General features: G+C 68.3%; 21 protein-coding genes. 5 read left to right on the forward strand and 16 right to left on the reverse strand.

The window, feature by feature from the left end:
- Positions 1-48: 48 nt before the first annotated feature.
- From J2728_RS13940 to J2728_RS14000, 13 genes are all read right to left on the reverse strand, one after another.
- Complete coding sequence (locus J2728_RS13940; RefSeq protein WP_309999999.1) at positions 49-1,329, reverse strand: NAD(P)/FAD-dependent oxidoreductase; 1,281 nt, start codon at positions 1,327-1,329, stop codon at positions 49-51.
- 75 nt (positions 1,330-1,404) lie between these two features.
- Positions 1,405-2,802: a glutamine synthetase family protein gene (locus J2728_RS13945; protein WP_310000001.1), complete on the reverse strand. Its 1,398-nt coding sequence runs from the start codon at positions 2,800-2,802 to the stop codon at positions 1,405-1,407.
- Entirely contained in the window at positions 2,799-4,202 is a 1,404-nt protein-coding gene (locus J2728_RS13950) for an aspartate aminotransferase family protein (RefSeq protein ID WP_310000003.1), read from the reverse strand. The genes J2728_RS13945 and J2728_RS13950 overlap by 4 nt, the downstream gene beginning before the upstream one ends.
- 119 nt (positions 4,203-4,321) lie before the next feature.
- Positions 4,322-5,086: a gamma-glutamyl-gamma-aminobutyrate hydrolase family protein gene (locus J2728_RS13955; protein WP_310000005.1), complete on the reverse strand. Its 765-nt coding sequence runs from the start codon at positions 5,084-5,086 to the stop codon at positions 4,322-4,324.
- Positions 5,087-5,090: 4 nt separating this feature from the next.
- The gene (locus J2728_RS13960; protein ID WP_310000007.1) at positions 5,091-6,221 is read right to left on the reverse strand and encodes an ABC transporter ATP-binding protein; all 1,131 of its coding nucleotides are present in this window, start codon (positions 6,219-6,221) and stop codon (positions 5,091-5,093) included.
- Positions 6,218-7,075, reverse strand: a complete 858-nt coding sequence (locus J2728_RS13965) for an ABC transporter permease (RefSeq protein WP_310000009.1) — start codon at positions 7,073-7,075, stop codon at positions 6,218-6,220. Before J2728_RS13965 ends, J2728_RS13960 begins: the two co-directional genes overlap by 4 nt.
- A gap of 148 nt (positions 7,076-7,223) precedes the next feature.
- Positions 7,224-8,132, reverse strand: a complete 909-nt coding sequence (locus J2728_RS13970; protein WP_310000010.1) for an ABC transporter permease — start codon at positions 8,130-8,132, stop codon at positions 7,224-7,226.
- 154 nt (positions 8,133-8,286) lie between these two features.
- Entirely contained in the window at positions 8,287-9,378 is a 1,092-nt protein-coding gene (locus J2728_RS13975) for an ABC transporter substrate-binding protein (protein ID WP_310000012.1), read from the reverse strand.
- Positions 9,379-9,483: 105 nt separating this feature from the next.
- Positions 9,484-10,863: a glutamine synthetase family protein gene (locus tag J2728_RS13980; RefSeq protein WP_310000013.1), complete on the reverse strand. Its 1,380-nt coding sequence runs from the start codon at positions 10,861-10,863 to the stop codon at positions 9,484-9,486.
- Between the two features lie 142 nt (positions 10,864-11,005).
- Positions 11,006-12,412, reverse strand: coding sequence for an aspartate aminotransferase family protein (locus J2728_RS13985; RefSeq protein ID WP_310000014.1), 1,407 nt, complete (start codon positions 12,410-12,412; stop codon positions 11,006-11,008).
- A gap of 130 nt (positions 12,413-12,542) precedes the next feature.
- Entirely contained in the window at positions 12,543-13,991 is a 1,449-nt protein-coding gene (locus J2728_RS13990) for an NAD-dependent succinate-semialdehyde dehydrogenase (protein WP_310000016.1), read from the reverse strand.
- A gap of 3 nt (positions 13,992-13,994) precedes the next feature.
- A complete protein-coding gene (locus tag J2728_RS13995; RefSeq protein WP_310000018.1) occupies positions 13,995-15,485 on the reverse strand; it encodes an aldehyde dehydrogenase in 1,491 nt (496 codons plus the stop codon).
- A 58-nt stretch (positions 15,486-15,543) separates the two neighbouring features.
- The gene (locus J2728_RS14000) at positions 15,544-16,215 is read right to left on the reverse strand and encodes a GntR family transcriptional regulator (RefSeq protein ID WP_310000020.1); all 672 of its coding nucleotides are present in this window, start codon (positions 16,213-16,215) and stop codon (positions 15,544-15,546) included.
- A 78-nt stretch (positions 16,216-16,293) separates the two neighbouring features.
- Here J2728_RS14000 and aptA point away from each other — a divergent pair, with 78 nt between their 5' ends.
- Both aptA and J2728_RS14010 read left to right on the forward strand, forming a co-directional pair.
- Positions 16,294-17,613 carry an omega-aminotransferase AptA gene (aptA, locus tag J2728_RS14005; protein WP_310000022.1) on the forward strand — a complete coding sequence of 440 codons (1,320 nt, stop codon included), beginning with the start codon at positions 16,294-16,296 and terminating at the stop codon, positions 17,611-17,613.
- An 83-nt stretch (positions 17,614-17,696) separates the two neighbouring features.
- Positions 17,697-19,157, forward strand: a complete 1,461-nt coding sequence (locus J2728_RS14010; protein ID WP_310000024.1) for a serine hydrolase domain-containing protein — start codon at positions 17,697-17,699, stop codon at positions 19,155-19,157.
- Here J2728_RS14010 and J2728_RS14015 read toward each other — a convergent pair.
- Together J2728_RS14015 and J2728_RS14020 are read right to left on the reverse strand one after the other, a co-directional pair.
- Positions 19,135-20,112 carry a bifunctional helix-turn-helix transcriptional regulator/GNAT family N-acetyltransferase gene (locus J2728_RS14015; protein WP_310000026.1) on the reverse strand — a complete coding sequence of 326 codons (978 nt, stop codon included), beginning with the start codon at positions 20,110-20,112 and terminating at the stop codon, positions 19,135-19,137. The two genes, J2728_RS14010 and J2728_RS14015, sit on opposite strands and share 23 nt — an antisense overlap.
- Before the next feature lie 70 nt (positions 20,113-20,182).
- Positions 20,183-20,668, reverse strand: a complete 486-nt coding sequence (locus J2728_RS14020; protein WP_310000028.1) for a hypothetical protein — start codon at positions 20,666-20,668, stop codon at positions 20,183-20,185.
- A gap of 291 nt (positions 20,669-20,959) precedes the next feature.
- Between J2728_RS14020 and aroC the strand changes: the two genes are divergently transcribed.
- The 3 genes from aroC (at position 20,960) to J2728_RS14035 (ending at position 23,018) form a co-directional block, all read left to right on the forward strand.
- The gene (gene aroC, locus J2728_RS14025) at positions 20,960-22,051 is read left to right on the forward strand and encodes a chorismate synthase (RefSeq protein ID WP_310000029.1); all 1,092 of its coding nucleotides are present in this window, start codon (positions 20,960-20,962) and stop codon (positions 22,049-22,051) included.
- A gap of 144 nt (positions 22,052-22,195) precedes the next feature.
- The gene (locus J2728_RS14030; RefSeq protein ID WP_310000031.1) at positions 22,196-22,732 is read left to right on the forward strand and encodes a response regulator; all 537 of its coding nucleotides are present in this window, start codon (positions 22,196-22,198) and stop codon (positions 22,730-22,732) included.
- A gap of 73 nt (positions 22,733-22,805) precedes the next feature.
- Positions 22,806-23,018, forward strand: coding sequence for a hypothetical protein (locus tag J2728_RS14035; protein ID WP_310000033.1), 213 nt, complete (start codon positions 22,806-22,808; stop codon positions 23,016-23,018).
- Positions 23,019-23,157: 139 nt separating this feature from the next.
- Here the strand turns inward: J2728_RS14035 and J2728_RS14040 are convergent, their stop codons facing one another.
- Complete coding sequence (locus tag J2728_RS14040) at positions 23,158-23,523, reverse strand: 6-pyruvoyl trahydropterin synthase family protein (RefSeq protein WP_310000035.1); 366 nt, start codon at positions 23,521-23,523, stop codon at positions 23,158-23,160.
- Between the last annotated feature and the right edge of the window lie 54 nt (positions 23,524-23,577).

Here is a 23,577-nt window from a genome sequence, read left to right on the forward strand (position 1 = left end):
GTCGTCTCTTCGAGCCGACACCTCCCCCGCGAGAGGGAGGATTTGGCGCTAAAGCCGATCCCGCAGCGCGTACCAGCTGAGCCCCGCCACGGTCAGCGGCCAGCGCAGCCAGCGCCCGCCGGGGAACGGCGGCGTGGGAACACGCGCGAGCAGGTCCAGCGCCTCCGCGCTCTCCTCCGCCAGCAGCCTGCCGACATAGGGGGCCAGCATCACCCCCTGCCCCGAATAGCCCGAAGCGACGCGCACGCCCGGCGCGACCTCGCCGACGAAGGGCATGCGGCTCATGGTGATGCCCAGGGTCCCGCCCCAGGCGTGGGTTAGCTCGACCTCGGCCAGGCGCGGATAGACCTTGGCGAGGTTCTTGCGGACCATCCCCGCGATGTCGCGCGGGAACCCCGGCCGATAGTTCTCGCCGCCGCCGAACAGCAGCCGGCCGTCCGGCGTCTTGCGGAAGTAGTTGACGACGAAGCGGCTGTCGGAGACTGCCGCGTTCGAGCGGATGATCTCGTCGGCGAGAGCGCCCAGCGGCGCGGTGACGGCGATGAAGTTGTTGATCGGCATGACCCGCGAACGCGCCGCGCCGGCCATGGCGTTGAGGCAGCCGTCGCCGGTCAGGATCAGCCGCTCGCAGGTCACCCGGCCGCGCGCGGTCTCGACGACGATCTTGCCCCCCTCCCGCCGCCAGGTCTCGGCGCGGGTGTGTTCGTGGATGACCGCGCCTGCGGCCATGGCCCGCCGCGCCATGCCTTGCGCCAGCTTCAGCGGGTGGACATGGCCGCCGCCGCGATCGATCAGGCCGCCGAAATAGACGTCGGTCCCCAGTTCGCGGGCCAGCGCGTCCTCGCCGATCAGCTCCAGTTGGTCATAGCCGTAACGGCCGCTCATCAGGTCGACATACGCCGCGTCCTCGGCCTCGCCGTTCGGCTTGTGGCGGGCGTGGATCATGCCCGGCCGCCAGTCGCAAGGAACCGTGTCGGTCAGGGTCTTGAAGTGGGCGCGGGCGTCCTCGGCCAGCCGCCACAGCGCCAGCGCGTCGTCGCGGCCGACGGCCTTCTCGAGCCACGCCTGGTCGCGCCGCTGGCCGGTATGGACCTGCCCCCCATTGCGGCCCGTCGCGGCCGCGCCGACATGGGCGGCCTCCAGGACGATGGCCCGGCTCCCCAGCGCGAGCGCCGCGCCGAGACCGGTGAAGCCGGCGCCGACGATACAAACCTCGGCGGCGGCGTCGCCAGCCACCGGCGGCAGATCGGGGCGATCGGAAGCGGTGGCCTCGTACCAGTTCCCTCTCCCATAGGGAGAGGGGTAGGGATGAGGGGGTTCGCCGGTCACCGCTGTAACCCCTCATCCCCCACGCCTTCGGCGCGGGTCCCCCTTCTCCCTAAGGGAGAAGGTTCATGCGCCGCCCTACACATTCAGCAGCAGGAACTCCCGCTCCCACGGGCTGATCGTGCGCATGAAGGTCTCGTACTCGGCTTGCTTCACCCGATCGTAGGCGGCGCAGAAGGTGGGGCCGAGAATGTCGACCAGGGGCTGGCAGGCCTCGAACAGCTTCAGGGAATCCGACAGGCTGCGCGGCAGTTGCACGCCCAGCACGCTGGCGTCGGTGGCCACCGGCTCGGAGGGCTTGAGGCCCTGGACCATGCCCAGATACCCGGCCGCCAGCGAGGCCGCGATGGCCAGGTACGGATTGGCGTCCGACGAGGGGATGCGGTTTTCGAGGCGCCGGTTGTCCGGCCCCGACGGCGGCACGCGCAGCCCGCAGGTGCGGTTGTCGTAGCCCCACTGGGTGTTGACCGGCGCGCCGGAGTCCTTGGCGATGCGGCGGTAGCTGTTCACGTACGGCGCAAGGATCGCCATGATCGCCGGCAGGAAGGTCTGCTGGCCGGCGATGAAGCCGTGGAAGAGCTCGGTTTCCTCGCCCTTCTCGTCCGAGAAAAGGTTGCGCCCCTTTTTGTCGACGATCGACTGGTGGATGTGCATGGCGCTGCCCGGCTCGCTAGCCATGGGTTTGGCCATGAAGGTCGCGTAGATCTCGTGCTCCAGCGCCACCTCGCGGATGGTGCGCTTCATCATGAAGACCTGGTCGGCCAACTCCAGCGGATGGCCGTGGCGCAGGTTGATCTCCATCTGCGCCACGCCGCTTTCGTGGATGAGGGTGTCGATCTCCAGGCCCTGGCGCTCGGAGTACTCGTACATATCCTCGAACAGGGCGTCGAACTCGTTGACCGCGCTGATCGAATAGCCCTGGCGGCCGGTCTCCGGACGGCCGGAGCGGCCGATAGGCGGCTTGAGCGGATAGTCCGGGTCGGTGTTGCGATCGACGAGATAGAACTCGATCTCCGGCGCCACGATCGGGCTCCAGCCCTTCTCGTCATAGAGCGCCAGCACCCGCCGCAGCACCTGACGGGGCGACTCCTCTACCGGGCGGCCGTCGGGGTGGAAGGCGTCGTGGATGACCTGGGCCGTCGGGTCCTGCGCCCACGGCACGGCGGCCAGGGTCGCGAAGTCGGGGGTCAGGAAGATGTCGGTGTCGGACTGCACCGCGTTCACCGCCCCCTCGAACTCGGGGAAGTCGCCGGTGATGGTCTGGTAGAACACCGCCAGCGGCAGGTTCATCGAGGGGGTCCCTAAGAACTTGCGCACCGGCATGATCTTGCCGCGCGCCACGCCCGCCAGGTCGGGCACCACGCACTCGATCTCCTCGATGTGCTGGCGCGCGAACCAGTCCTTGGCCTCCTCGATCGTCGAGACGCCGCGATCCAGGATCTGGTCGCGCTTGGCCTTGTTGTGCTTGGGCTTCATGACACCGCCCCCGGCTTCAACGCGCGGAGGATGGGTTCGGCTTCGGTCAGGGACTTTTCGATGATCCCGACCAGCTCGTCGATCTCGGCGTGGGTGATGATCAGCGGCGGGCAGCAGACGATGCTGTCGCGGATGGCGCGGACCATCAGGCCGTTCTTGATGCAGATGTCGCGGACGATCGGCCCAGCCTCGCCTTCCTTGTCGAGGAAGCGATGGTTGGTCCCCTTCTCGCGCACGATCTCGACCGCGCCGATCAGGCCCAGCGACCGGGTCTCGCCGACCAGCGGGTGGTCGTTCAACCGCGCCAGCGCCTTGGCGAGATAGGGACCCGCGTCGTCGCGAGCCCGCTCGACCAGGCCCTCGCGCTCGATGATCTCGATGTTCTTCAGCGCCACGGCCGCGCAGGTCGGGTGGCCCGAATAGGTGAAGCCGTGGATGAAGTCCCCGCCCTTCTCGCGCAGCTCGGCGACGATGTGGTCGGCCACGCCCACGGCCGAGATCGGCAGGTAGCCGGACGACAGGCCCTTGGCCATGGCGATCAGGTCCGGCTTGATGCCGTAGTGCTGGTGGCCGAACCACTGGCCCAGGCGCCCGAAGCCGCAGATCACCTCGTCGCAGACCAGCAGGATGCCATACTTGCGGCACAGGGCCTCGACCGCGGGCCAGTAGCCGTCCGGCGGGATGATCACCCCGCCCGCCCCCTGCACCGGCTCGCCGATGAAGGCCGCGACGTTCTCGGGGCCGACCTCGAGGATCTTGTCCTCGATCTCCTTGACGGCGCGATCGCGGAAGGCGGCCGGGTCCTCGCCGAAGCCGTCGCCGAACGGATAGGGCTGCATCACGTGGTGGACGCCGGGGATCGGCAGGTCGCCCTGCACATGCATGTGCTTCATGCCGCCCAGCGACACGCCCGCCACGGTCGAGCCGTGATAGGCGTTCCAGCGGCTGATGAAGGCGGTGCGGCTGGGCTGGCCCTTCAGCTTCCAGTAATGGCGGACCAGGCGGAAGACCGTGTCGTTCGCTTCCGAACCGGACGAGTTGAAGAACACGTGGGTCAGGTGGCCGCCCATCTTCTCGGCGATCTTGGCCGCCAGCTTCACGGTCGGCGGCGTCGTCGTCTTGAAGAAGGTGTTGTAGTACGGCAGCTCCAGCATCTGCTCGTAGGCCGCCTCGGCCAGCTCGGTGCGGCCGTAGCCGACATTGACGCACCACAGGCCGGCCATGCCGTCGAGGATGCGGTGGCCGTCGCCGTCGGTGATGTAGCAGCCGTCGGCCCGGGTCACGATCCGGCTGCCGCCAAGTTCGAAGATCACCTTGTGGTCGGCCTGGGCCGGCAGGTGGTGGGCGAGGTCGAGACGCTTGAGCTCGGCGACGTCGTGGTTGCGGATGGGGACGGTCATCTTGAAGCTCCTAGGGCCTACGCGACGAGCGTGTCAGGCGAAAGTGTAAGCGGTTTCGCCGCCAGACACGCTCTAAATATCTGATTTTGATCCTGTTTCCCCACTACGAAGCCTTCACTTCAGAGCGGGGAAACAGGATCTGGCGGCGCGCCTCTGAGGGCGCGTCCGAAGATTTCGAAGAAGATTTGCGATTGCCGGTTCTGGGCCGGCTTCCATTCGGGATGCCACTGGACCGCCAGCACCGGGGCGCCGTTGACGGTGGCGGAGAAGCCCTCGACCACGCCGTCCGGCGCGCGGGCCTCGACGGCGAGGCCTTCGCCCAGCCGGTCGACGCCCTGGTAGTGGACCGAATTGACCACCGCCGCCTCGGCGCCGAAGGCACGCGCCAGCACGCCGCCCGGGGTCAGGGCCACCTCGTGCGTGTGGCCGAACATGCCGTTGAAGTCGACGTCGTCGGGCGCGTGGTGGGCGATCAGGTCGGGGTTGGCCGCCATGTCTCGCCGCAGCGTGCCGCCGAACGCGACATTGATCTCCTGGAAGCCCCGGCAGACGCCGAACACCGGCTTGCCCAGGTCCAGCATGGCCTTGATCAGGTCGGCGGTCATGCCGTCGCGGGCCGCGTCGAAGGGGCCCGGCGCGTCGCCGATCTCCTCGCCATAGAGCGCCGGATCGAGGTTCGAGGGGCTGCCGGTCAGCATCAGCCCGTCCAGCCGCCCGGCGACCTCGGTCGCGCGCATCAGACCGGGCAGCGACGGGACCAGCAAAGCCGCCACGTCCGCGTGCTCCATGGTCGCCTCGACATAGCGGCTCATCACCGCCTGGGCCGGCTCGACGCCGACCGTGCGCGTGCAGCAGATAATCCCGGCGACGGGGCGGGTGGTCATGACGTCAACTCAACAACACCGCCGGCGAGCAGGCGTGCCAGCACAGCCACACCGTCTCGCCCAGCTTGAAGTCTTCCTGGTCCCAGCGGGTCAGGTTCGAGCGCTGGACCTTCACGCGGCGGCCTCCTCCACTGGGCGTAAGAACCTCGACCTCGTAGGTCGAGGAGCCGCCCAGATAGGCCTCGTGCTTGATGACGCCCGCCACCGCGTTGAAGCCTTTCGGGCAGTCGCCCAGGTTCGGCGGCTCGTCGCCCTCCTTCTTGTGCAGCTCGATCTTCTCGGGCCGTAGCGCCGCCCACGCCGTGCCGCCGCGCGGGCCGGTGACGCCGTGGTCCAGGAAGATGTCGACCGGCAGGTCCGGCGACTTGATCACCGCGTGGCTGGGCTCGTCGACGGCCAGCACGCCCTCGAACAGGTTCACCTGGCCGATGAAGTCGGCCACGAAGCGGCTGTTGGGGAACTCGTAGAGGTCGCTGGGCGTGGCCACCTGCTGCAGCACGCCCTTGCTCATCACCGCGCAGCGGGTGGCCAGGGCCAGGGCCTCGTCCTGGTCGTGGGTGACCATGATGAAGGTGATCCCGACCTTCTCCTGCAGGGTGCAGAGCTCGGTGCGCATCTGCTCGCGCAGCTTGGCGTCCAGGGCCGACAGAGGCTCGTCCAGCAGCAGCACGCGCGGACGCTTGACCAGGGCCCGGGCCAGGGCGACGCGCTGGCGTTGGCCGCCGGACAGCTGGTCGGGCTTGCGCTCGCCAAGACCGCCCAGCTGCACCAGCTCCAGCGCCTCGGCCACGCGGGTGTCGCGCTCGGCCTTGGGCACGCGGTCGACCTTCAGGCCGTAGGCGACGTTGTCGGCCACGGTCATGTGCGGGAACACGGCGTAGGACTGGAACACCATGTTCACCGGCCGCTTGTTGGGCGGGATGTTCGAGATGTCCTGGCCGTCGATCAGTATCCGCCCCTCGGTCGGCGTCTCGAAGCCGGCCAGCATCCGCAGCAGGGTGGTCTTGCCGCAGCCGGACGGTCCCAGCAGCGCGAAGAACTCCCCCTCGTTGACGGTCAGCGAGACGTTGTCGACCGCCGCCAGCTTGCCGAAGCGCTTGGTGACGTTCTCGAAGGTGATGATCGGTTTGGTCATTTCCCGTCCCCCGCCCCATGACCCGCCGTGGCGGCCGGGTTGCCTTGCAGTTTCAGCGCCGCCGCCGTCAGCAGCACGGTCAGCACGATCAGCACCGTCGAGGCCGCGTTGACCTCGGGCGTCACCGAGAAGCGGACCATCGAATAGACCTTCACCGGGAAGGTCACCGTGTCGGGCCCGGCGGTGAAGAAGGTGATGACGAAGTCGTCCAGGCTGAGCGTGAAGGCCAACAGCGCGCCGGCCACCAGCGACGGCGCCATGTGCGGCAGGATCACGTCCCTGATGGTGCGGAACTCGCCGGCGCCCAGGTCGCGGGCGGCCTCCTCCATCTCGCGGTTGAAGCTGGCCATGCGGGCCCGCACAACCACCGCCACGAACGGGAACGAGAACGAGACGTGGGCGATGATGATCGCGCCCAGGTTCAGCGGCCACGGCAGGCCCTGCGGCCAGGGCATGACCTTGGCGAAGAACACCAGCATGGCCACGCCCATGCAGATCTCTGGCACCACGATCGGCAGGGCCAGGGCGCCGTCCAGCGCCGTCTTGCCCGGGAAACGGAAGCGCCACAGAACCAGCGCCGCCAGGGCCCCGATCACCAGGCTGACCACGGTCGAGACCGCCGCGATCGTCAGGCTGTTGGCGAAGGCCTCCAGCAGGGCCGAGTTGTCGAACAGCTTCTCGTAGTATTTGAGCGTGAAGCCCTTCCAGACGATGTTGCGCCGACTGTCGTTGAAGCTGAACACCATCAGGGCGACCAGCGGCGCGTAGAGGAAGATCCCGACGGCGGCCAGCCACAGGCGCATGGGCCAGCGGCGCAGGTACTCCAGCGGACCGGGCGGAGAGCGTTTGGTCATGGGAACACCTCCCCCTTCCCCCTTGGATGGGGGAAGGGTTGGGGATGGGGGTGACAGCGCGTCAGGACAGGGCGCGAGCGGAACCGCCGCCTCACCCCCACCCTACCCTCCCCCATCGAGGGGGAGGGAATGGACTTGAACCGTCTTCTCATCCCTTGGCCTCCGGCGTCTTCTTGGACAGCACCGCCTGGATCGCGATGGCGATGAAGGTCAGGTACATCAGCAGGAAGGACATGGCCGCGCCGAACGGCCAGTCGTTGGCGCGCTTGAACTGGCGCTCGATGACGTTGGCGATCATCTGGCTGTCGGGACCGCCCAGCAGGTCGGGCGTCAGATAGGCGCCCAGCGCCGGGATGAAGGTGATCAGCACGCCCGAGGCGATGCCCGGGATGGCCAGCGGCACCACGACCTTGAAGATCGTCCGCAGGTGCCCGGCGCCGAGGTCGAGACTGGCCTCCAGCAACGACTTGTCCAGCCGATCCAGCGCCGAATAGAGCGGCAGCACCATGAACGGCAGGTGGACGTAGACCAGGCCCAGGATCACCGCGAAATTGTTGTGCAGCAGGCCCAGCGGCTGGAAGTCGCCGAAGGGCTGCAGGCCGACCAGCGCCGCCAGGCCGCTGCCGCCGTTCCACAGCCATTCCAGGCCCTGGTTCACATACCCCTCGGTGCGCAGCACGGCGATCAGGGCGTAGGTGCGGATCAGGAGGTTCGTCCAGAACGGCAGCATGATCAGCAGCAGCAGCCAGGCCTTGGCCTTGTCGGAGGCGAAGGTGATGGCCAGCGCCACCGGGAAGCCCGCCACCAGGCACAGGGCCGTGGTCAGGGCCGCCACCCACACCGATTTCAGGAAGATCTTCAGGTACAGCGGCTCGATCGCGCGCGCGTAGTTGTGGAACGTGCCGGTGATCTCGATCTCGGTCAGGCCCGCGTTGTGGCCGAAGCTGTAGGCCCAGACGATCGCCATGGGCGCGAGAAAGAACAGCACCAGCCACACCAACGGCGGTCCCAGCGCCGCGGCGAAGACGGCTTTGGCCTGTTTCCAGGATTGTTCCATGGAGCTCGTCCTTGAAGATGCTCCCCCGCGATGCGGGGGAGCTGTCGCGGAGCGACTGAGGGGGCTAGCTGGAAATCGGCCGAACTGGCCCCCTCCGGCCCTCTGGGCCACCTCCCCCGCGTCGCGGGGGAGGAACTAGCTCCTCGTCGCTCCCCTAAGCCGCCCGCACCCGGGTGATGATTTCCTCGTACTGGCTGGCCTTTTCCGCGCCTTCGAAGGCGCCGTACTCGCACTTGGCCATGATGTCGGCGGGCGGGAAGATGACCTTGTTGTTCTTGTAGTCGTCCGGCATCAGCGCCTTGGCCGCCGCGTTGGGGGTCGGGTACAGGATCGTCTTGCTGATCTCGGCCCCGGCCTGTGCGTCCAGCAGGTAGTTGATGAAGGCGTGGGCGTTGTTCGGACGCGGCGCGCCTTTCGGGATGCACAGGGTGTCGGAGTTGATCAGGCTGCCTTCCTTCGGCACCACGAAATCGAGGTCCGGATCGTCCTTCATCACCTGGGCGATGTCGCCATTGTACTCCAGCACCAGATCGACCTCGCCCGAGGCCAGCAGGTCCTGGCCGTTGTCGTCGTGGAAGGCCTTCACGAACGGCTTCTGCTTGATCAGCATCTGCTCGATCTTCGGCAGCATGTCCTCGGGGATGTTGTTGACCGAGTGGCCCAGATACTTGGCGCACAGACGCACCAGGTCCGCGCTCTCCGACAGCAGGGCGATGTGGCCCTTGTACTTGTCGCTGTCGAACAGCCACTTCCAGCTGTCGGGCACGCCCTGGACCTTGCTCTTGCGATAGCCGATGCCCAGCAGCAGCCAGGTATAGGGCATCGAGAACTTGCGGCCCGGGTCGTATTCCGGGTTCAGGAACGACGGGTCGATGTTCTTCATGTTCGGGATCTTGGCGTGATCCAGCGGCTCCAACAGGCCGGCCTGGCTCATGCGGGTCACGAACTCGTTCGACGGCACGATCACGTCGAAGCCGGGATTGCCGGCCTTCAGCTTGGCGAACAGCTCGTCGTTGGTCGCGAACAGGCTCATGTTCACGTCGACGCCGGTGGCCTTCTTGAAGTCCCCCAGCGTGGTTTCGCCGATATAGGTGTCCCAGTTGTAGAAGTTCAGCTTGGGCTCTTCGCCGCCGGGCGTGGCCTTGGGCTTCTCGCCGCAGGCCGTGAAGGTCAGGCCGATGGCGGCGGCGCCGGTGGCCGTCAGCAGCGAACGGCGGTTCAGGCCTCTCCGCGTGATGGTGCTCATGGTCCCCTATCTCCCTCTATGTCGTCCGACGACGGACATTGACGTTCGCAGCACAAGCTCAGTTCCTCCCCTTGGATGGGGAGGGAAAACCCTCCTCACGCAACCTCACGCGTTGCGCAGGTACCAGTCGAAATCCAGTTCGGTGACCACCTCGAAGAAGCGCGCCTGTTCCGTGCGCTTGACCGAGACGAACATGTCCACGAAGCGGTCGCCGAGGTAGTCGCGCAGCACGTCCGATTTCTCGAAGAGGTCGACCGCCGCGAACCAGTTGTTGGGCAGGCGGATGTTCTCCTTGGCCGCCGCCGCGTAACCGTCGCCGACCACGGCCGGGCCGGGATCGATCTTGTTGGTGATGCCGTGGTGGGCGCTGGCCAGCAGCACGGCGAGAACCAGATACGGGTTGCCGTCGGCGCCGGCGACGCGGTGCTCGACGTGGCGGGTCTTGGGCGGACCGGCCGGCACGCGCAGCGAGACGGTGCGGTTGTTGACGCCCCAGGTCGGCGCGACCGGCGCGTAGCTGTTGGCCTTGAAGCGACGATAGCTGTTGGCGTTGGGCGCCAGGATCGCCATGCCATCGCCCAGCAGCGCCTTCATGCCGCCGATCGCGTGCTTGAGCAGGTCCGAGCCCTCGAGGTCCTCGCTGGCGCAGAGGTTGTTCCCCGCCGCGTCGTTGACGCTGAGATGGACATGGAAGCCGTTGCCGGCGCGGTCGCTCCACGGCTTGGCCATGAAGGTCGCCTCGCAGCCGTGGCGCAAGGCCACGCCCTTGGCGGCGCGCTTGTAGAGCACCGCGTCGTCGGCCGCGCGCAGGGCGTCGGGCTTGTGCATCAAAGTGAGCTCGACCTGGCCCGGGGCGAATTCCGAGATCGCGCCTTCCAGCGGCACGCCGATCGTATCGGCCGTATCCCACAGCTCGCGCAGGAACGGGGCGTGGGCCTCCAGCTCCGGCAGGCCGTAAACCTGGATCCCCGTCGGCGCCATGCCGGTCAGGGCCGACTTGGCGGGCAGTAGCTCGCCGCGCGGGCCACGCTGCAGGTCCACGAGGTAGTATTCCAGCTCGCAGGCCGCGACGGGCGTCAGGCCGTCGGCGGCGTAACGGTCCAGCACCCGTTGCAGCACGTGGCGCGGGTCGAGATCGTTGGGCGTCCCGTCCAGCTCGTACAGCGACAGCATCACCTGGGCGACGTCGGGACCGAGCCACGGGGCCAGGGTCAGCGTCCCCGGCACGGGCCGCGCCCGGCGGTCGGCGTCGCCGTCTTCCCAAACCAGGCCCGTGTCCTCGCAGTCGGCGCCGGTCGTATCGACCACCAGGATCGAGCCCGGCAGAAAGCGGCCGTAATTGTAGATCGCCTCCAGCTCATGCACCCGCAGCCGCTTGCCGCGCGGCACGCCGGTCATGCTGGTGAAGAACACTTCGACGAACCGCACTTGCGGATTGGCGGCCAGGAAGTCCCGGCATTCCTGGATATCGGCGACAGCGCTCATGCGGACGCCCCCTCCACCGCTTCGCGGTCCCCCTCCCCCGTTGCACGGGGGAGGATGATGCCCCTCCTCACCCGCCAAGCGGGGGAGGTGGATCGATGCGAATACGCATCGAGACGGAGGGGGCGCTCAAATCGCGAAAAACTCATTCCATATTCCCCATCTCCGCCGCGAAGCCATCCACGGCCGCGACCAGCCGGTCGATCGCCGCGTCGTCGGTGACGGGCGAGACCAGCATCATGTTGTGGAAGGGCGCGATCAGCACCCCTCGGTTGATCAGCCACAAATGCAGCGCTTCCACCGCCTCGTGGTCCAGCACTTTTCGCATCTGGCCGGCGTTGCGGGGCGGCGGATCGGCGAAGACCAGCTCCACCCGCGCGCCGACATGGACGACCGACCAGGGCCGCTTGCGCGACGCGATCACGCCCTTCAGCCCCGCCACCAGCCGCTCGGCGCCGGCCAGCATCTTGGCGTAGGCGGCGTCGGTCATCACCTGCGTCAGCATCGCCCGCATAGCGGCCATGGCGAGCGCGTTGCCGGACAAGGTCGTGCCGATGCCGGACTGACCCGGCCCGATCCGTGCCTGGGCTTCGTCCATCCGCGCCGAGAGCTCGGCGGTGGCGCCCCAGACGGCCGCCGGCACGCCGCCGGCGATGGCCTTGCCCAGCACGAAGATGTCGGGCTCCAGCCCATGGGCGCGGGTGTAGCCGCCGGGACCGGTCGAGATCGTGTGGGTCTCGTCGATGATCAGCAGGGTCCCGGCGTCGCGGGTCAGGCGGCGGAGAGCCTCGTGAAAGCCGGGCTCCGGCAGGATCATCCCGCAGTTGGTCATCACCGGCTCGGCCAGGACGGCGGCGACCTGGTCGGAGGCCAGGGCCATCTCCAGCGCGGCGAGGTCATTGAACGGGACGACCCAGGTGGTGGCGGTCAGGTCGTGGACCTGGCCCAGCAGGCCCGGTTTCATCACGGGCTGGCCGTCCTTCAGCACCACGAAGGCGTCGTCGACCATGCCGTGGTAGCAGCCGTCGAACACCAGGATCACGGGCCGGCCGGTGACCGCCCGGGCCCAGCGGATCGCCCCGCGGTTGGCGTCGCTGGCCGTGGTCGCCGTCTGCCACAGCGGCGGGCCGAACCGCTCGGCCAGCAGCTTGCCGACGATAGCGGCGGAAGGCGTCGGCAGCATGAAGCCCGCCCCGCGCTTGATCTGGTCGGACACCGCCGCCGCCACCGAAGGATCGCCGTGACCGAACATCGACGGCGTGTCGCCCAGGCAGAAGTCGTCGTAGAGCTTGCCATCCACGTCGGTGATCTGCGCCCCGACGCCCTGGGCGGCGAAGATGGGCGAGGGGCTCGCCCAATCGTTCATCCAGTGCATCGGCGCGCCGCCCCGCCAGTGCGCGGCGGCCGCCTTGGCCATGGCGGCGGAGCGAGGATGCTCAGCCGTGAACCGCGCGCGTTCCTGGTTCAGCAGATCGGCGAGAGGTCTGGAGAGTTCGGTGATCATCTCGCCACCTCTCCCGCCGGCATCCCGCGCTTCATGCGCGGGACCCATGGTTCAGCCCGCACGTAAAGCGCCGCCGACATCTCCGCGCCCGCCTCCATTCGCACGTGCGACGGACGGATGGGTCCCGCGCATGAAGCGCGGGATGACGGAGCTTTTGAAATGGCGGCGCTGGACACCGTCATCCGGCCACCCCGCCAAAGCACAGGTACTTGGTCTCCAGGTACTCCTCGAGCCCCTCGGACGAGCCCTCGCGGCCCAGGCCCGACTCCTTGACCCCGCCGAACGGCGCGACCTCGGTGGAGATCAGGCCTTCGTTGATGCCGACCATGCCGGCCTCGATCTTCTCGGCCACGCGCCAGCAGCGGGCGACGTCGCGGCTGTAGAAGTAGGACGCCAGGCCAAACGGCGTGGCGTTGGCCAGATCGATGGCTTCCTGCTCGGTCTCGAACTTCACCACCGGCGCGACCGGGCCGAAGATCTCCTCGTTGAACAGGCGCATCTGGGGCGTCGCGCCCGACAGCACGGTCGGCTGGTAGAAGAGGCCGCCCAGGCTATGGCGGTCGCCGCCGACCACCGCCTTGGCGCCGCCGGCCACGGCCTCGCGCACCAGGGCCTCGACCTTCTGAATGGCCTTCTCGTTGATCAGCGGACCGATCACCACGCCCTCGCCCGTCCCGGGCCCGACCTTCATCGCGGAGACCTTTTCAGCCAGCCGCGCGACGAAGGCGTCGTGGATGCCCGACTGCACGATCAGCCGGTTGGCGCAGACGCAGGTCTGGCCGGTGTTGCGATACTTGGAGGCGATGGCGCCATCGACGGCGGCCTCCAGATCGGCGTCGTCGAAAACGATGAAGGGCGCGTTGCCGCCGAGCTCCAGGGAGAGCTTCTTCATCGTGCCGGCGCACTGCTGGTACAGCACCTTGCCGATCGGGGTGGAGCCGGTGAACGACAGCTTGCGCACCCGGCCGTCGTCGCACAGCGTCTTGCCGACGGCGCTGGAGTTGGTGGTCGTCACGACGTTCAGCACGCCCGCCGGCACGCCCGCCTCGATCGCCAGGCGCGCGATGGCGAGAGCGCACAGCGGCGTCTCGGCGGCCGGCTTGACCACCACGGTGCAGCCCGAGGCCAGGGCCGGGCCGACCTTGCGGGTGATCATGGCGATCGGGAAGTTCCACGGCGCGATGGCGGCGCACACGCCGACCGGCTGCTTGATCGAGGCCAGGCGCTTGCCGGGCATTGGCGTCGGGATGGTGTGGCCGTAGGCGCGCTTGGCCTCGTCGGCGAACCAGTCGATGAACGCCGCCCCGTAGGACACCTCGCCCTTGGCTTCGACCAGCGGCTTGCCCTGCTCGGCGGTCATCAGCCGGGCCAGGTCGTCGGCGTGGGCGAGCATCAGGTCGCTCCACTTGCGCAGGATCGCCCCGCGCTCCTTGGCGGTCCGCGCGGCCCAAGCGGGGAAGGCGCGATGGGCGGCGTCGATCGCCAGTTTGGTCTCGCTCTCGCCCAGGTCGGCGACCTTGGCGATCACCGTCCCGTCGGCGGGATTGAGCACGTCGAAGGTCTTGTCGCCCTGGACCCAGAGGCCGTCGATGAAGGCTTCGGTTTCAACGAGATTAAGCGTGGTCATGGGTCACCTCAGCGTCACGGACACCGACTTCAGGTCGGCGTACTTGTGCAACGCGTGAAGGCTGCGGTCACGGCCAAAGCCCGACTGCTTGAAGCCCCCGAACGGCATGGTGATGTCGCAGGCGTCCCAGCCGTTGACCCAGACCAGGCCCGCCTTCAGCCGCCGCGCGCCGCGCAGAGCCCGGTTGATGTCCGAGGTCCAGAGACCGGCGGCCAGGCCATAGACGGTGTCGTTGGCCAGGGCGATCGCCTCGTCCTCGGTGGTGAAGCTCATCACCCCCAGCACCGGGCCGAAGACCTCCTCGCGGGCCAGGGCGTGGCTGGGCTGCAGGCGGTCGAAGATGGTCGGCTCGACATAGAAGCCGCCAGTCTCCTTCAGCACCTGGCCGCCGCCCAGCACCCGCCGCGCGCCCTGCGTGCCGGCGATGGCGATGTAGCCCAGCGCGGTGTTCATCTGGCGCTCGCTGACCATGGCGCCGAACTGGGTCGAGGGATCCAGCGGGTCGCCGACCTTCATGCCCTTGGCGACCTCGGCGACGCGATCGACGAAGGCTTCCTTGATCGAGGCCTCGACCAAGAGGCGCGAGGCGGCGGTGCAGACCTCGCCCTGGTTATAGAACACGCCCCAGGCGGCGGCCTGGGCGGCGGCTTCCAGGTCGGGGCAGTCGGCGAAGACGATCTGGGGCGACTTGCCGCCCAACTCCAGGCTGATCCGCTTCAGGTTCGAGCGCGCGGAATATTCCATCAGCTTGCGGCCGACCGGGCCCGAGCCGGTGAAGGCGATCATGTCGACGTCCATCGACAGGGCCAGGGCCTCGCCGGTGACCGCGCCGGGCCCCGGCACGACATTGAGCACCCCGGCCGGCAGCCCGGCCTCAAGGGCCAAGGCGCCCAGCTTCAGGGCCGTCAGCGGCGACTCCTCGGCGGGCTTCAGCACGACCGAGTTGCCCATGGCCAGGGCCGGGGCGACCTTCCACATCGCCATGTGCAGCGGGAAGTTCCACGGCACGATCGCCCCGATCACGCCTAGCGGCTCGTGGACGGCGTAGCTCAGGCGATCCACGGGAGAAGCCCCGACCTCGCCATAGATCTTGTCCAGCGCCTCGGCGTACCAGCGGCAGGTGTTGATCGCGAGCGGGATGTCGACGTTGCGGGCGTCGCTGATAGGCTTGCCGACGTCGAGGCTCTCCAGCAGCGCCAGCTCGTCGGCGTCGCGCTCCATCAGCTCGGCCAGACGGAACAGCACCGCCTTCTTGGCGCGCGGGCCTTGGTCGCGCCAGCGGCCGTCCTCGAAGGCCGTGCGGGCGGCGAACACCGCCAGGGCCACGTCCTCCTTCTGGCAGGCGGCGACGGTGTTCAGCACCTTCCCGTCGCGCGGCGACACGTTGTCGAAGGTCTCGCCCGAGATCGCGTCGACAAAGACGCCGTCGATCACCGCCTGGCTCGGAAGAGCAAGACGCGCCAGGCGCTCGGCGATGTCGGCGGGCAGGGTCATTGATCCCTCTTATTGTGATCACAGTTCGCGCGGGCTTGCCCGCTGTCAAGCCGGGCGCTCACGCGATGGCCTCCACGGCCGCCCGCATCTTGTCCATGCCTTCGGAAAGGTCAGCGGCGATGGCGCGTCGGGCGCCGTCGGAATCCTTGGCCTTGAGCGCGGCGATGGCCTCGGCATGGCGGTCGGCGACCAGGCCGTCGGCCCCGACCCGGCCAAACACCACCCGCATGAAGGGCCCGATCTGCAGCCACAGACCGCCGGCCATCGCCTCCAGCACCTCGGCCCCGGCGCGCTCGTAGATCGCGAAGTGGAAGGCGTGGTTGGCGGTCATGTAGCGATCGACGTCGCCCAGCCGCAGGGCCTCGTCGACATCGGCGTCGATGGCCTGCAGCTGGCGGACCAGGCTGGCGTCGGCGCGCGCGGCGGCCCGCGCCGCCAGCTCCGGCTCGACCCACAGGCGGGCCAGGGATAGCTGCTCCAGCCGGTCGGCGCTCAGGGAAGGCACGGACAGGCGCTTGTTGGCGGGGTTGATCGCCAAGGCCCGCTCGGCCGCCAGCCGCCGCACCGCGTCGCGCACCGGCATGGGCGAGACGCCCAGCTCGGCGGCCAGGCTGCGCAAGCTCACGCCCTTGCCCGGCGCGATGCGGCCGGTGATCAGGGCTTGCCGGATCGCCTCGTACACCTGGTCGTGCACGGCTGTCTGATCGGCGAGCGGCTTGCGGGTCTTCATCCCGGACTTTCCGTGAAGGGCTTGCAAGTTGACGCGTAATTGCGATCACAATGCAAGAGATCTCCAAGGAAGTTCGCCATGCCCGACTTCGGCGCCAACGACCTCGACGCCTTCTGGATGCCGTTCACGCCGAACCGGCGGTTCAAGGCCCATCCCCGTATGCTCTCCTCGGCCAGTGGCATGTGGTACCGCACGCCCGAGGGCCGCGAGGTGCTGGACGCGACCTCGGGCCTCTGGTGCGTCAACGCCGGCCACGATCGACCGAAGATCCGCGAGGCCATCCAACGCCAAGCGGCGGAGATGGACTACGCGCCCTGCTTCAACATGGGCCACCCGCTGGCCTTCCAGTTCGCCTCGCGCCTGGCGCAGATCACGCCGAAGGGCCTGGACCGCATCTTCTTCACCAACTCCGGTTCGGAGTCGGTCGACACGGCGCTGAAGATCGCCCTGGCCTACCACCGCGCCCGGGGCAAGGGGACCAAGACCCGGCTGATCGGGCGCGAGCGCGGCTATCACGGCGTGGGCTTCGGCGGCATCTCGGTGGGCGGCATCCCGAAGAACCGGATGTACTTCGGCTCGCTGCTGACCGGCGTGGACCACCTGCCCCACACCCACGGCCTGCCCGGCAACCAGTTCGCCAAGGGCCAGCCGGACAACGGCGCGCACCTGGCCGACGAGCTGGAGAAGATCGTCGCCCTGCACGACGCCTCCAATATCGCCGCGGTGATCGTCGAGCCGGTGGCCGGCTCCACCGGGGTGCTGATCCCGCCCAAGGGCTATCTGGAGCGCCTGCGGGCCATCTGCGACAAGCACGATATCCTGCTGATCTTCGACGAGGTGATCACCGGTTTTGGCCGCGTCTCGGCCCCCTTCGCCGCCGACCGCTTCGGGGTCACGCCGGATATGATCTGCATGGCCAAGGGCCTGACCAACGCCGCCGTGCCTTGCGGCGCGGTCGCCGCCTCGAGCCAGATCTACGACGCCATGATGGAGGGCGCGGACGCCCCCATCGAGCTCTTCCACGGCTACACCTACTCGGCCCACCCGCTGGCCTGCGCGGCGGGCCTGGCGACGCTGGAGACCTACCAGGAGGACAACCTCTTCGCCCGCGCCGCCGGCATCGAGGGCTACTGGCAAGACGCCGTCCATAGCCTCGCCGACGCGCGCCACGTGATCGACGTGCGCGACCTCGGCCTCGTCGCCGGGATCGAGCTCTCCCCCCGCCCCGGCGCCCCGACCGCCCGGGCGATGGAGGTCTTCGAGACCTGCTTCGACGAGGGCCTGCTGATCCGCGTCACCGGCGACATCATCGCCCTCTCGCCGCCGTTGATCCTGGAGAAGAACCACATCGACCGGATGGTCGAGACGATCCGGTCGGTGCTCGCGAAAATCGACTAGGGCGCGAGCGCACATTACCGATTGTTGTGTTGCCCCTGTGGCCTCGGAGCGCTGAACTGCTTGCGACACAAGGGGTTCAGCGCATGACTATGATCCGACGGGCCGTGATCGCGACGCTCATCTGCGCCACGGCGGCGCCGGCGTTCGCGGCGCCGAGTCGGGCCGCGCGGACGGTCGAGCAACACATCCAGGGCGTCACCGGCGGCCTGCGGACCGCCGTCGAGATCAAGGGCGCGCCGCCGGCCAAGCACGACCTTCGAAGCCAGATGGACGCGCTCCACGTGCCCGGCGTCGCCATCGCGGTGATCAGGGGCGGCAAGGTCGAGTGGGCGCGCGGCTTCGGCGTCACGCGCCAGGGCGGGGAGCCGGTGACGGCCGATACGCTGTTCCAGGCTGGCTCGGTCAGCAAACCGGTCGCGGCCATGGCGATCCTGGCCGTGGTCCAGGACGGACGCCTGTCGCTGGACACCGACGTCAACAAGACCTTGAAGAGCTGGCGCCTGCCCGACAGCCCCTTCACCGCGACCACGCCGGTCACCTTGCGGGCGCTACTGTCGCACACGGCCGGGACCACCGTGCACGGCTTCGCGGGCTACGCGGCGGGCGCGCCGGTCCCCACCCTGCCCCAGGTGCTGAGCGGAACGGCGCCGGCCAATTCGGCGCCGGTCGTCGTGGACCGAGCCGTGGGCTCCGCCTACCGCTATTCAGGTGGCGGCTATTCGATCGCCCAGCAGATGGTGGTCGACGCCACCGGCCAGACCTTCCCCGCGGTCGTCCGCGACAAGGTGCTGGCGCGGCTTAACATGACCCGCAGCACCGAGGATCAGCCGCTGGACGTAGCGCGCTCGGCTCACGTCGCCTGGCCGCACGACGCCAAGGGCGCGCCCGTCGCGGGCGGCCCCCACACCTATCCCGAGATGGCCGCCGCCGGCCTCTGGACCACCGCCAACGATCTGGCCCGGTTCGTCATCGACCTGGCGAAGTCCGCCAACGGCGAGAGCGGTCACGTCCTGTCGCCGAAGACCGCCCGCGACATGCTGACGCCGGTGAAGTCGGACTACGGCCTCGGCCTGTCCGTCCGGGGGGACACGGCCCGGAAGTACTTCTACCATAACGGTTCCAACGCCGGTTATAAGGCCGTCCTGCTCGGCTATCCCGACACCGGCGATGGCGTCGTCGTCCTGACCAATGGCGACCAAGGCTATCAGCTCAGCGAAGCGATCATTCGCGCGGTCGCGGTCGAATATGGCTGGCCCGACTATCACCCCATCGAGCGCCCGGTCGTCTCCCTCGGCGCGGCCGAACAGGCGAAGTTCGCGGGCACCTTCACCCTGGGGGACGCCGGCGACTTCACGATCCGGCGCGACGGCGACCGACTGGTGGCCGACATCTGGACGGGAGTCGTCGATCCGCTATTCCCGGACACGCAAAGCAGCTTCTTCATCACCGCCCAGGATCTGAAGATCGTCTTCAGCGATCCGGACCACGGCATGCTCAGCCTGCGCGGCGACGAGATGGCGTTCACGCGCAAGCCGGTGAAGTGATCGCCCTCGGCCGATACGCCATCGCCACGTCGCAACGCTCGTAGCGCGCCCCGAAGGTCCGCATGATCTCGGCGTCATGAACGAAGCCCAGCTTCTCGTAGAGGTGGATGGCCGGACCGCACTTGCGGTTGGTCAGCAGATAGATCTTGTCCATGCCAAGGCTCGCGGCGCGCTCCAGGGTCTTGGCCAGCAGGAACTCGCCGACCTTCAGGCCCCGGGCGCTCTTCAGCACGCCCATCTTGGTCAGCTCGACCCAGCCGTCCTTGGACACCATCAGGGCGCAGGTCCCGACCACGCCCAGCCCCGGCGTTTCGGCGAACAGCACCACCCCGCCCTTGTCCAGGATCAGCTCGCGCGGCCGGGACAGCAGGGCGACGTCGTTCTCCTCGAGAGTGAACATCTCCTCGATCCATTCGGCGTTGATCCGATGGAAGGCCTCGGCCAGGTCGTCGGAGAAGTCGCGCGCCCACATCGCCGGCGGACCCGCCGCCTCGATCCGGGTCAGCAGCGAGGCTTCGGCCAGGCGCCGCTCGACCTTGGCCAAGCCCAGCATGAAGTCGCCCTCGAGGCCCTCGACCAGTTCGGCCGCCGCGGGCTCGATGCGCGGCAGGAGCTGGGTCTGGATGCGGACCAGCAAGGCCTGTCCCTTGTCGGTCAGCGCCAGGCGTCGCGTGCGGCCATCGCCCAGCGCGCGGCGCGCCTCGACGAAGCCGTCGTCTTCCAGGCTCTTCAGCGCGCGGGTCACGGTCGGCTGGGCCAGTTGCAGGCGCTCGGCCAGCTCGCCCACGGCGATCGGACCGTGCAGGCGTATAGTCAGCAGCAGCGACATCTGGGCCGGCTGCACCGGCAGGTCCAGAGACCGCGCTACCTCGGCCGCGTCGGCCTGCATCCGCTCGGCCAGGCGCTTGAGCCGACTGCCCAGAAAACCCACGCCGTAGCTCGCCAGAAGATCCATGCCGCTCTCCATTCATAGCGCGCTATATAGCTAGCTATAAATGGAGGCGTTTCGCAAGGGGCGCTGCCGCTTACATCTCGAAGTTCGGCGTCAGCACGCACCGGACCTGGCCATTGACCACCCGGACGGCGGCCGCCCGCCCCAGGGTCAGGTCATAGAACCGCTCCTGGCCCGCCACCGACACGGCCAGATAGTCGGGCGCGTTGAACTTGCAGATCGGATAGCGCAGCGCCACGCCGCCGATCCTGTCGTTGCGGTGCGTGCAGGTCATCGCCCCGCCATGACGCTCGAACAGCACGCCGTCATAGTTTGTGCGCGACGGGGCGCGTTGCACGTCGCGGAATCGCTCTGCCGCCAGAGGCGCGCACGGCGTTCCCTCGACCTCCCAGAAGGCGTTGCCCGCCGTACGCCGAGCTTCCTGGTCATGGACCAGCAGCGCGAAGCCCGGAAAGCAGACGACCGTCGTCAGTCCCACCGTCAACAGCAGCCGCCGCCATCGCCAGCGCGCCGACTCCTCCAGCGGCAACTTGGCGATATGAAGCTCGTCGGACGTCATGCTGGCCCCTCTTCACCCCACGATCTACATTCGTAATTTCAAATCGACGCCCTGTCACCCCGAAAACGACCGACGGTTTTCCACCTCCGAGACCGCGGACAAAAAGGGCGGCGTCCCGCGCCCTCACGGCCGAAGCGACGCGGAGCCGTCGCCGCCATCGGAGAGACGGCGCGGGGGAAAGTTCCGCGCGGCTCGCGCCTTCCCCCACCGGCGTTTCGCGCCACTTCCCCGCTGGGGGGAGGATCTTTGCGGCTTTTGCTCCCTCGCCCGGTTTCGGCTAGAAGCCGCGCCATGTCGCACAACACCTTTGGTCACCTGTTCCGCGTCACCACCTGGGGCGAAAGCCATGGGCCCGCGCTGGGCTGCGTGGTCGACGGGTGCCCTCCGGGGATCGCGCTGACGGCCGAGATGATCCAGGCGTTCCTGGACAAGCGCCGGCCCGGCAGCGGCAAGTTCGTGACCCAGCGCCAGGAGCCGGACGCGGTGCGCATCCTGTCGGGCGTGTTCGAGGACGAGCGCACGAACGGCCAGCGCACCACCGGCACGCCGATCAGCCTGATGATCGAGAACACCGACCAGCGCTCCAAGGACTATTCCGAGATCGCCCAGGCCTTCCGCCCGGGCCATGCCGACTACGCCTATTTCGCCAAGTACGGCGTGCGCGACTATCGCGGCGGCGGCCGCAGCTCGGCCCGCGAGACCGCGGCGCGGGTGGCGGCCGGCGCCGTGGCGCGCCTCGTGATCCCCGGCGTCACGGTGCGCGCGGCCCTGACCCAGATCGGCCCGCACGCGATCAACCGCGACAACTGGGACTGGGATCAGGTCGGAGAGAACCCCTACTGGTCCCCCGACGCGGCCATCGTGCCGGTCTGGGAAGAGCACCTGGAGACGATCCGCAAGGCCGGCTCGTCGACCGGCGCCGTGGTCGAGGTCGAGGCGATCGGCGTCCCGGCCGGCTGGGGCGCGCCCCTCTACGGCAAGCTGGACGCGGAACTCGCCGCCGCCCTGATGTCGATCAACGCCGCCAAGGGCGTCGAGATCGGCGAGGGCTTCGCCAGCGCCGCCCTGACCGGCGAGGACAACGCCGACGCCATGCGCCGGGGTCCGGACGGCCAGCCGATGTTCCTGTCCAACCACGCCGGCGGCATCCTGGGCGGCATCTCGACCGGCCAGCCGGTCGTCGCCCGCGTGGCCTTCAAGCCGACCTCGTCGATCCTGATCCCACGTCAGACCCTCAACGAGGCGGGCGAGGAGATCGATTTGCGCACCAAGGGCCGCCACGATCCATGCGTTGGAATCCGGGGGGTGCCGGTGGTCGAGGCCATGACCGCGTGCGTGCTGGCCGACGCCTTCCTACGCCATCGGGCTCAAACCGGAGGTTGAAATTCACGCAAAACGTGTGAGTGCATTTCAACCCAACATGGACATTCGACCGAAAATTGTCATTTTCATTGTAATACAAAAGCTTTTTGGTTGACCAGCGTTATTACAAACCGATAACACTCGCCCAATAGGGGAGTGGATGTCGTGCGGTTCGAACTGCTGAAAGTCTTGCTGGTCGACGACAACCAGCACATGCGCATTCTGCTGATGGAGATCCTGAGGGCCGTCGGCGTCCGCCACGTCTTCGAGGCGACCGATGGGGTCGAGGCCCTGGCCGTGATGCGCCAGACCGCCATCGACTTGGTGATCACGGACCTCTCCATGGGCCCGCTGGACGGCCTGCACTTCGTCCAACTGCTGCGCCGCGCGCCCGAAAGCCCCAACCCCTACACCCCGGTGATCATGATCACCGGCCACTCGACCGAGCGACGGGTCAACGAGGCCCGCGATGTCGGCGTCAACGAGTTCCTGGCCAAGCCGGTCACCGCCCGGGCGGTGATCGACCGCTTGACTCGGCTGATCGAGAACCCACGACCGTTCGTGCGCGGCGGCAACTATTTCGGCCCCGATCGCCGCCGCCGCGACAGCCCACGCCACCCAGGCCCCTGGCGGCGCGGCGACGAAAACCGCTCGACCTATGTGGACGCGCCGTCGGAACCGAAGTTCACGCCCAGGGCCTAAAGCCATTCGATGGGCGCAATCTTAGGGAATGAGGACTGACAAAGGCGACACCCTCGTCCTCGTGAGCCGATCCATGCCCTCTTCCCGTCAGACGCTTGTCGCCGCGGCGTTCCTCGCCGCCGCCCTCACCCAGACCGGATGCGTCGCCGCGGCGGTGGCCGGCACGGCGATCGGCGTCACGGGCGCGGTCGTCGGCGGCGCGGCCAAGGTCGGCGGCAAGGCGGTCGGCGCGGCCGGACGGGCGGTCATCCCCGGCGACAGCCGCGAGGACAAGGACAAGCGGTAGGTCCTCTAAATCCTCCCCCTAACGGGGGAGGTGTCGGCTCGAAGAGACGACGGAGGGGGAAGAGGCAGGATCAGCAGGACTTCCCCCACCGGCGCTTCGCGCCACCTCCCCCGCTGGGGGGAGGATTGAGCAGCCTAGCCTACAGCGCCAGCACGCAGCGCTCGCCGATGGTCGGGCGCGACAGCTCCACGCGCGACAGGCCCGGGAACTGGACCTTCAGGCGCTCGGCGAAATAGAGGCACAGCCGCTCCAGGGTCGGCGTCTCCAGGCCCGGCTTGTCGTTCAGCAGGCCGTGGTCCAGCTCGGCGGCGACCGCCTTCAGGGCGGCGTCCAGGGTGTCGAGGTCGGCGACCCAGCCGGCCGGCGCCATCTCGCCCTTCACGCTGGCCTCGACCTTGAACGAGTGGCCGTGCAGCTTGCGATAGCGATGGTCCTGCGGACCCTGCTCGATGTAATGGGCCGCGTCGAAATACGCGGCCTTCGTGATCTCGAAGACGGGCTTCATCTGTAGCTTCTTTGACTAGGCCTGGGAGGCTCTAGCGCGACGACCCTGTCACCA

The sequence above is a fragment of the Caulobacter segnis genome (genome assembly GCF_031454995.1).
In the GTDB taxonomy this organism is placed as follows: Bacteria; Pseudomonadota; Alphaproteobacteria; order Caulobacterales; family Caulobacteraceae; genus Caulobacter; species Caulobacter segnis_E.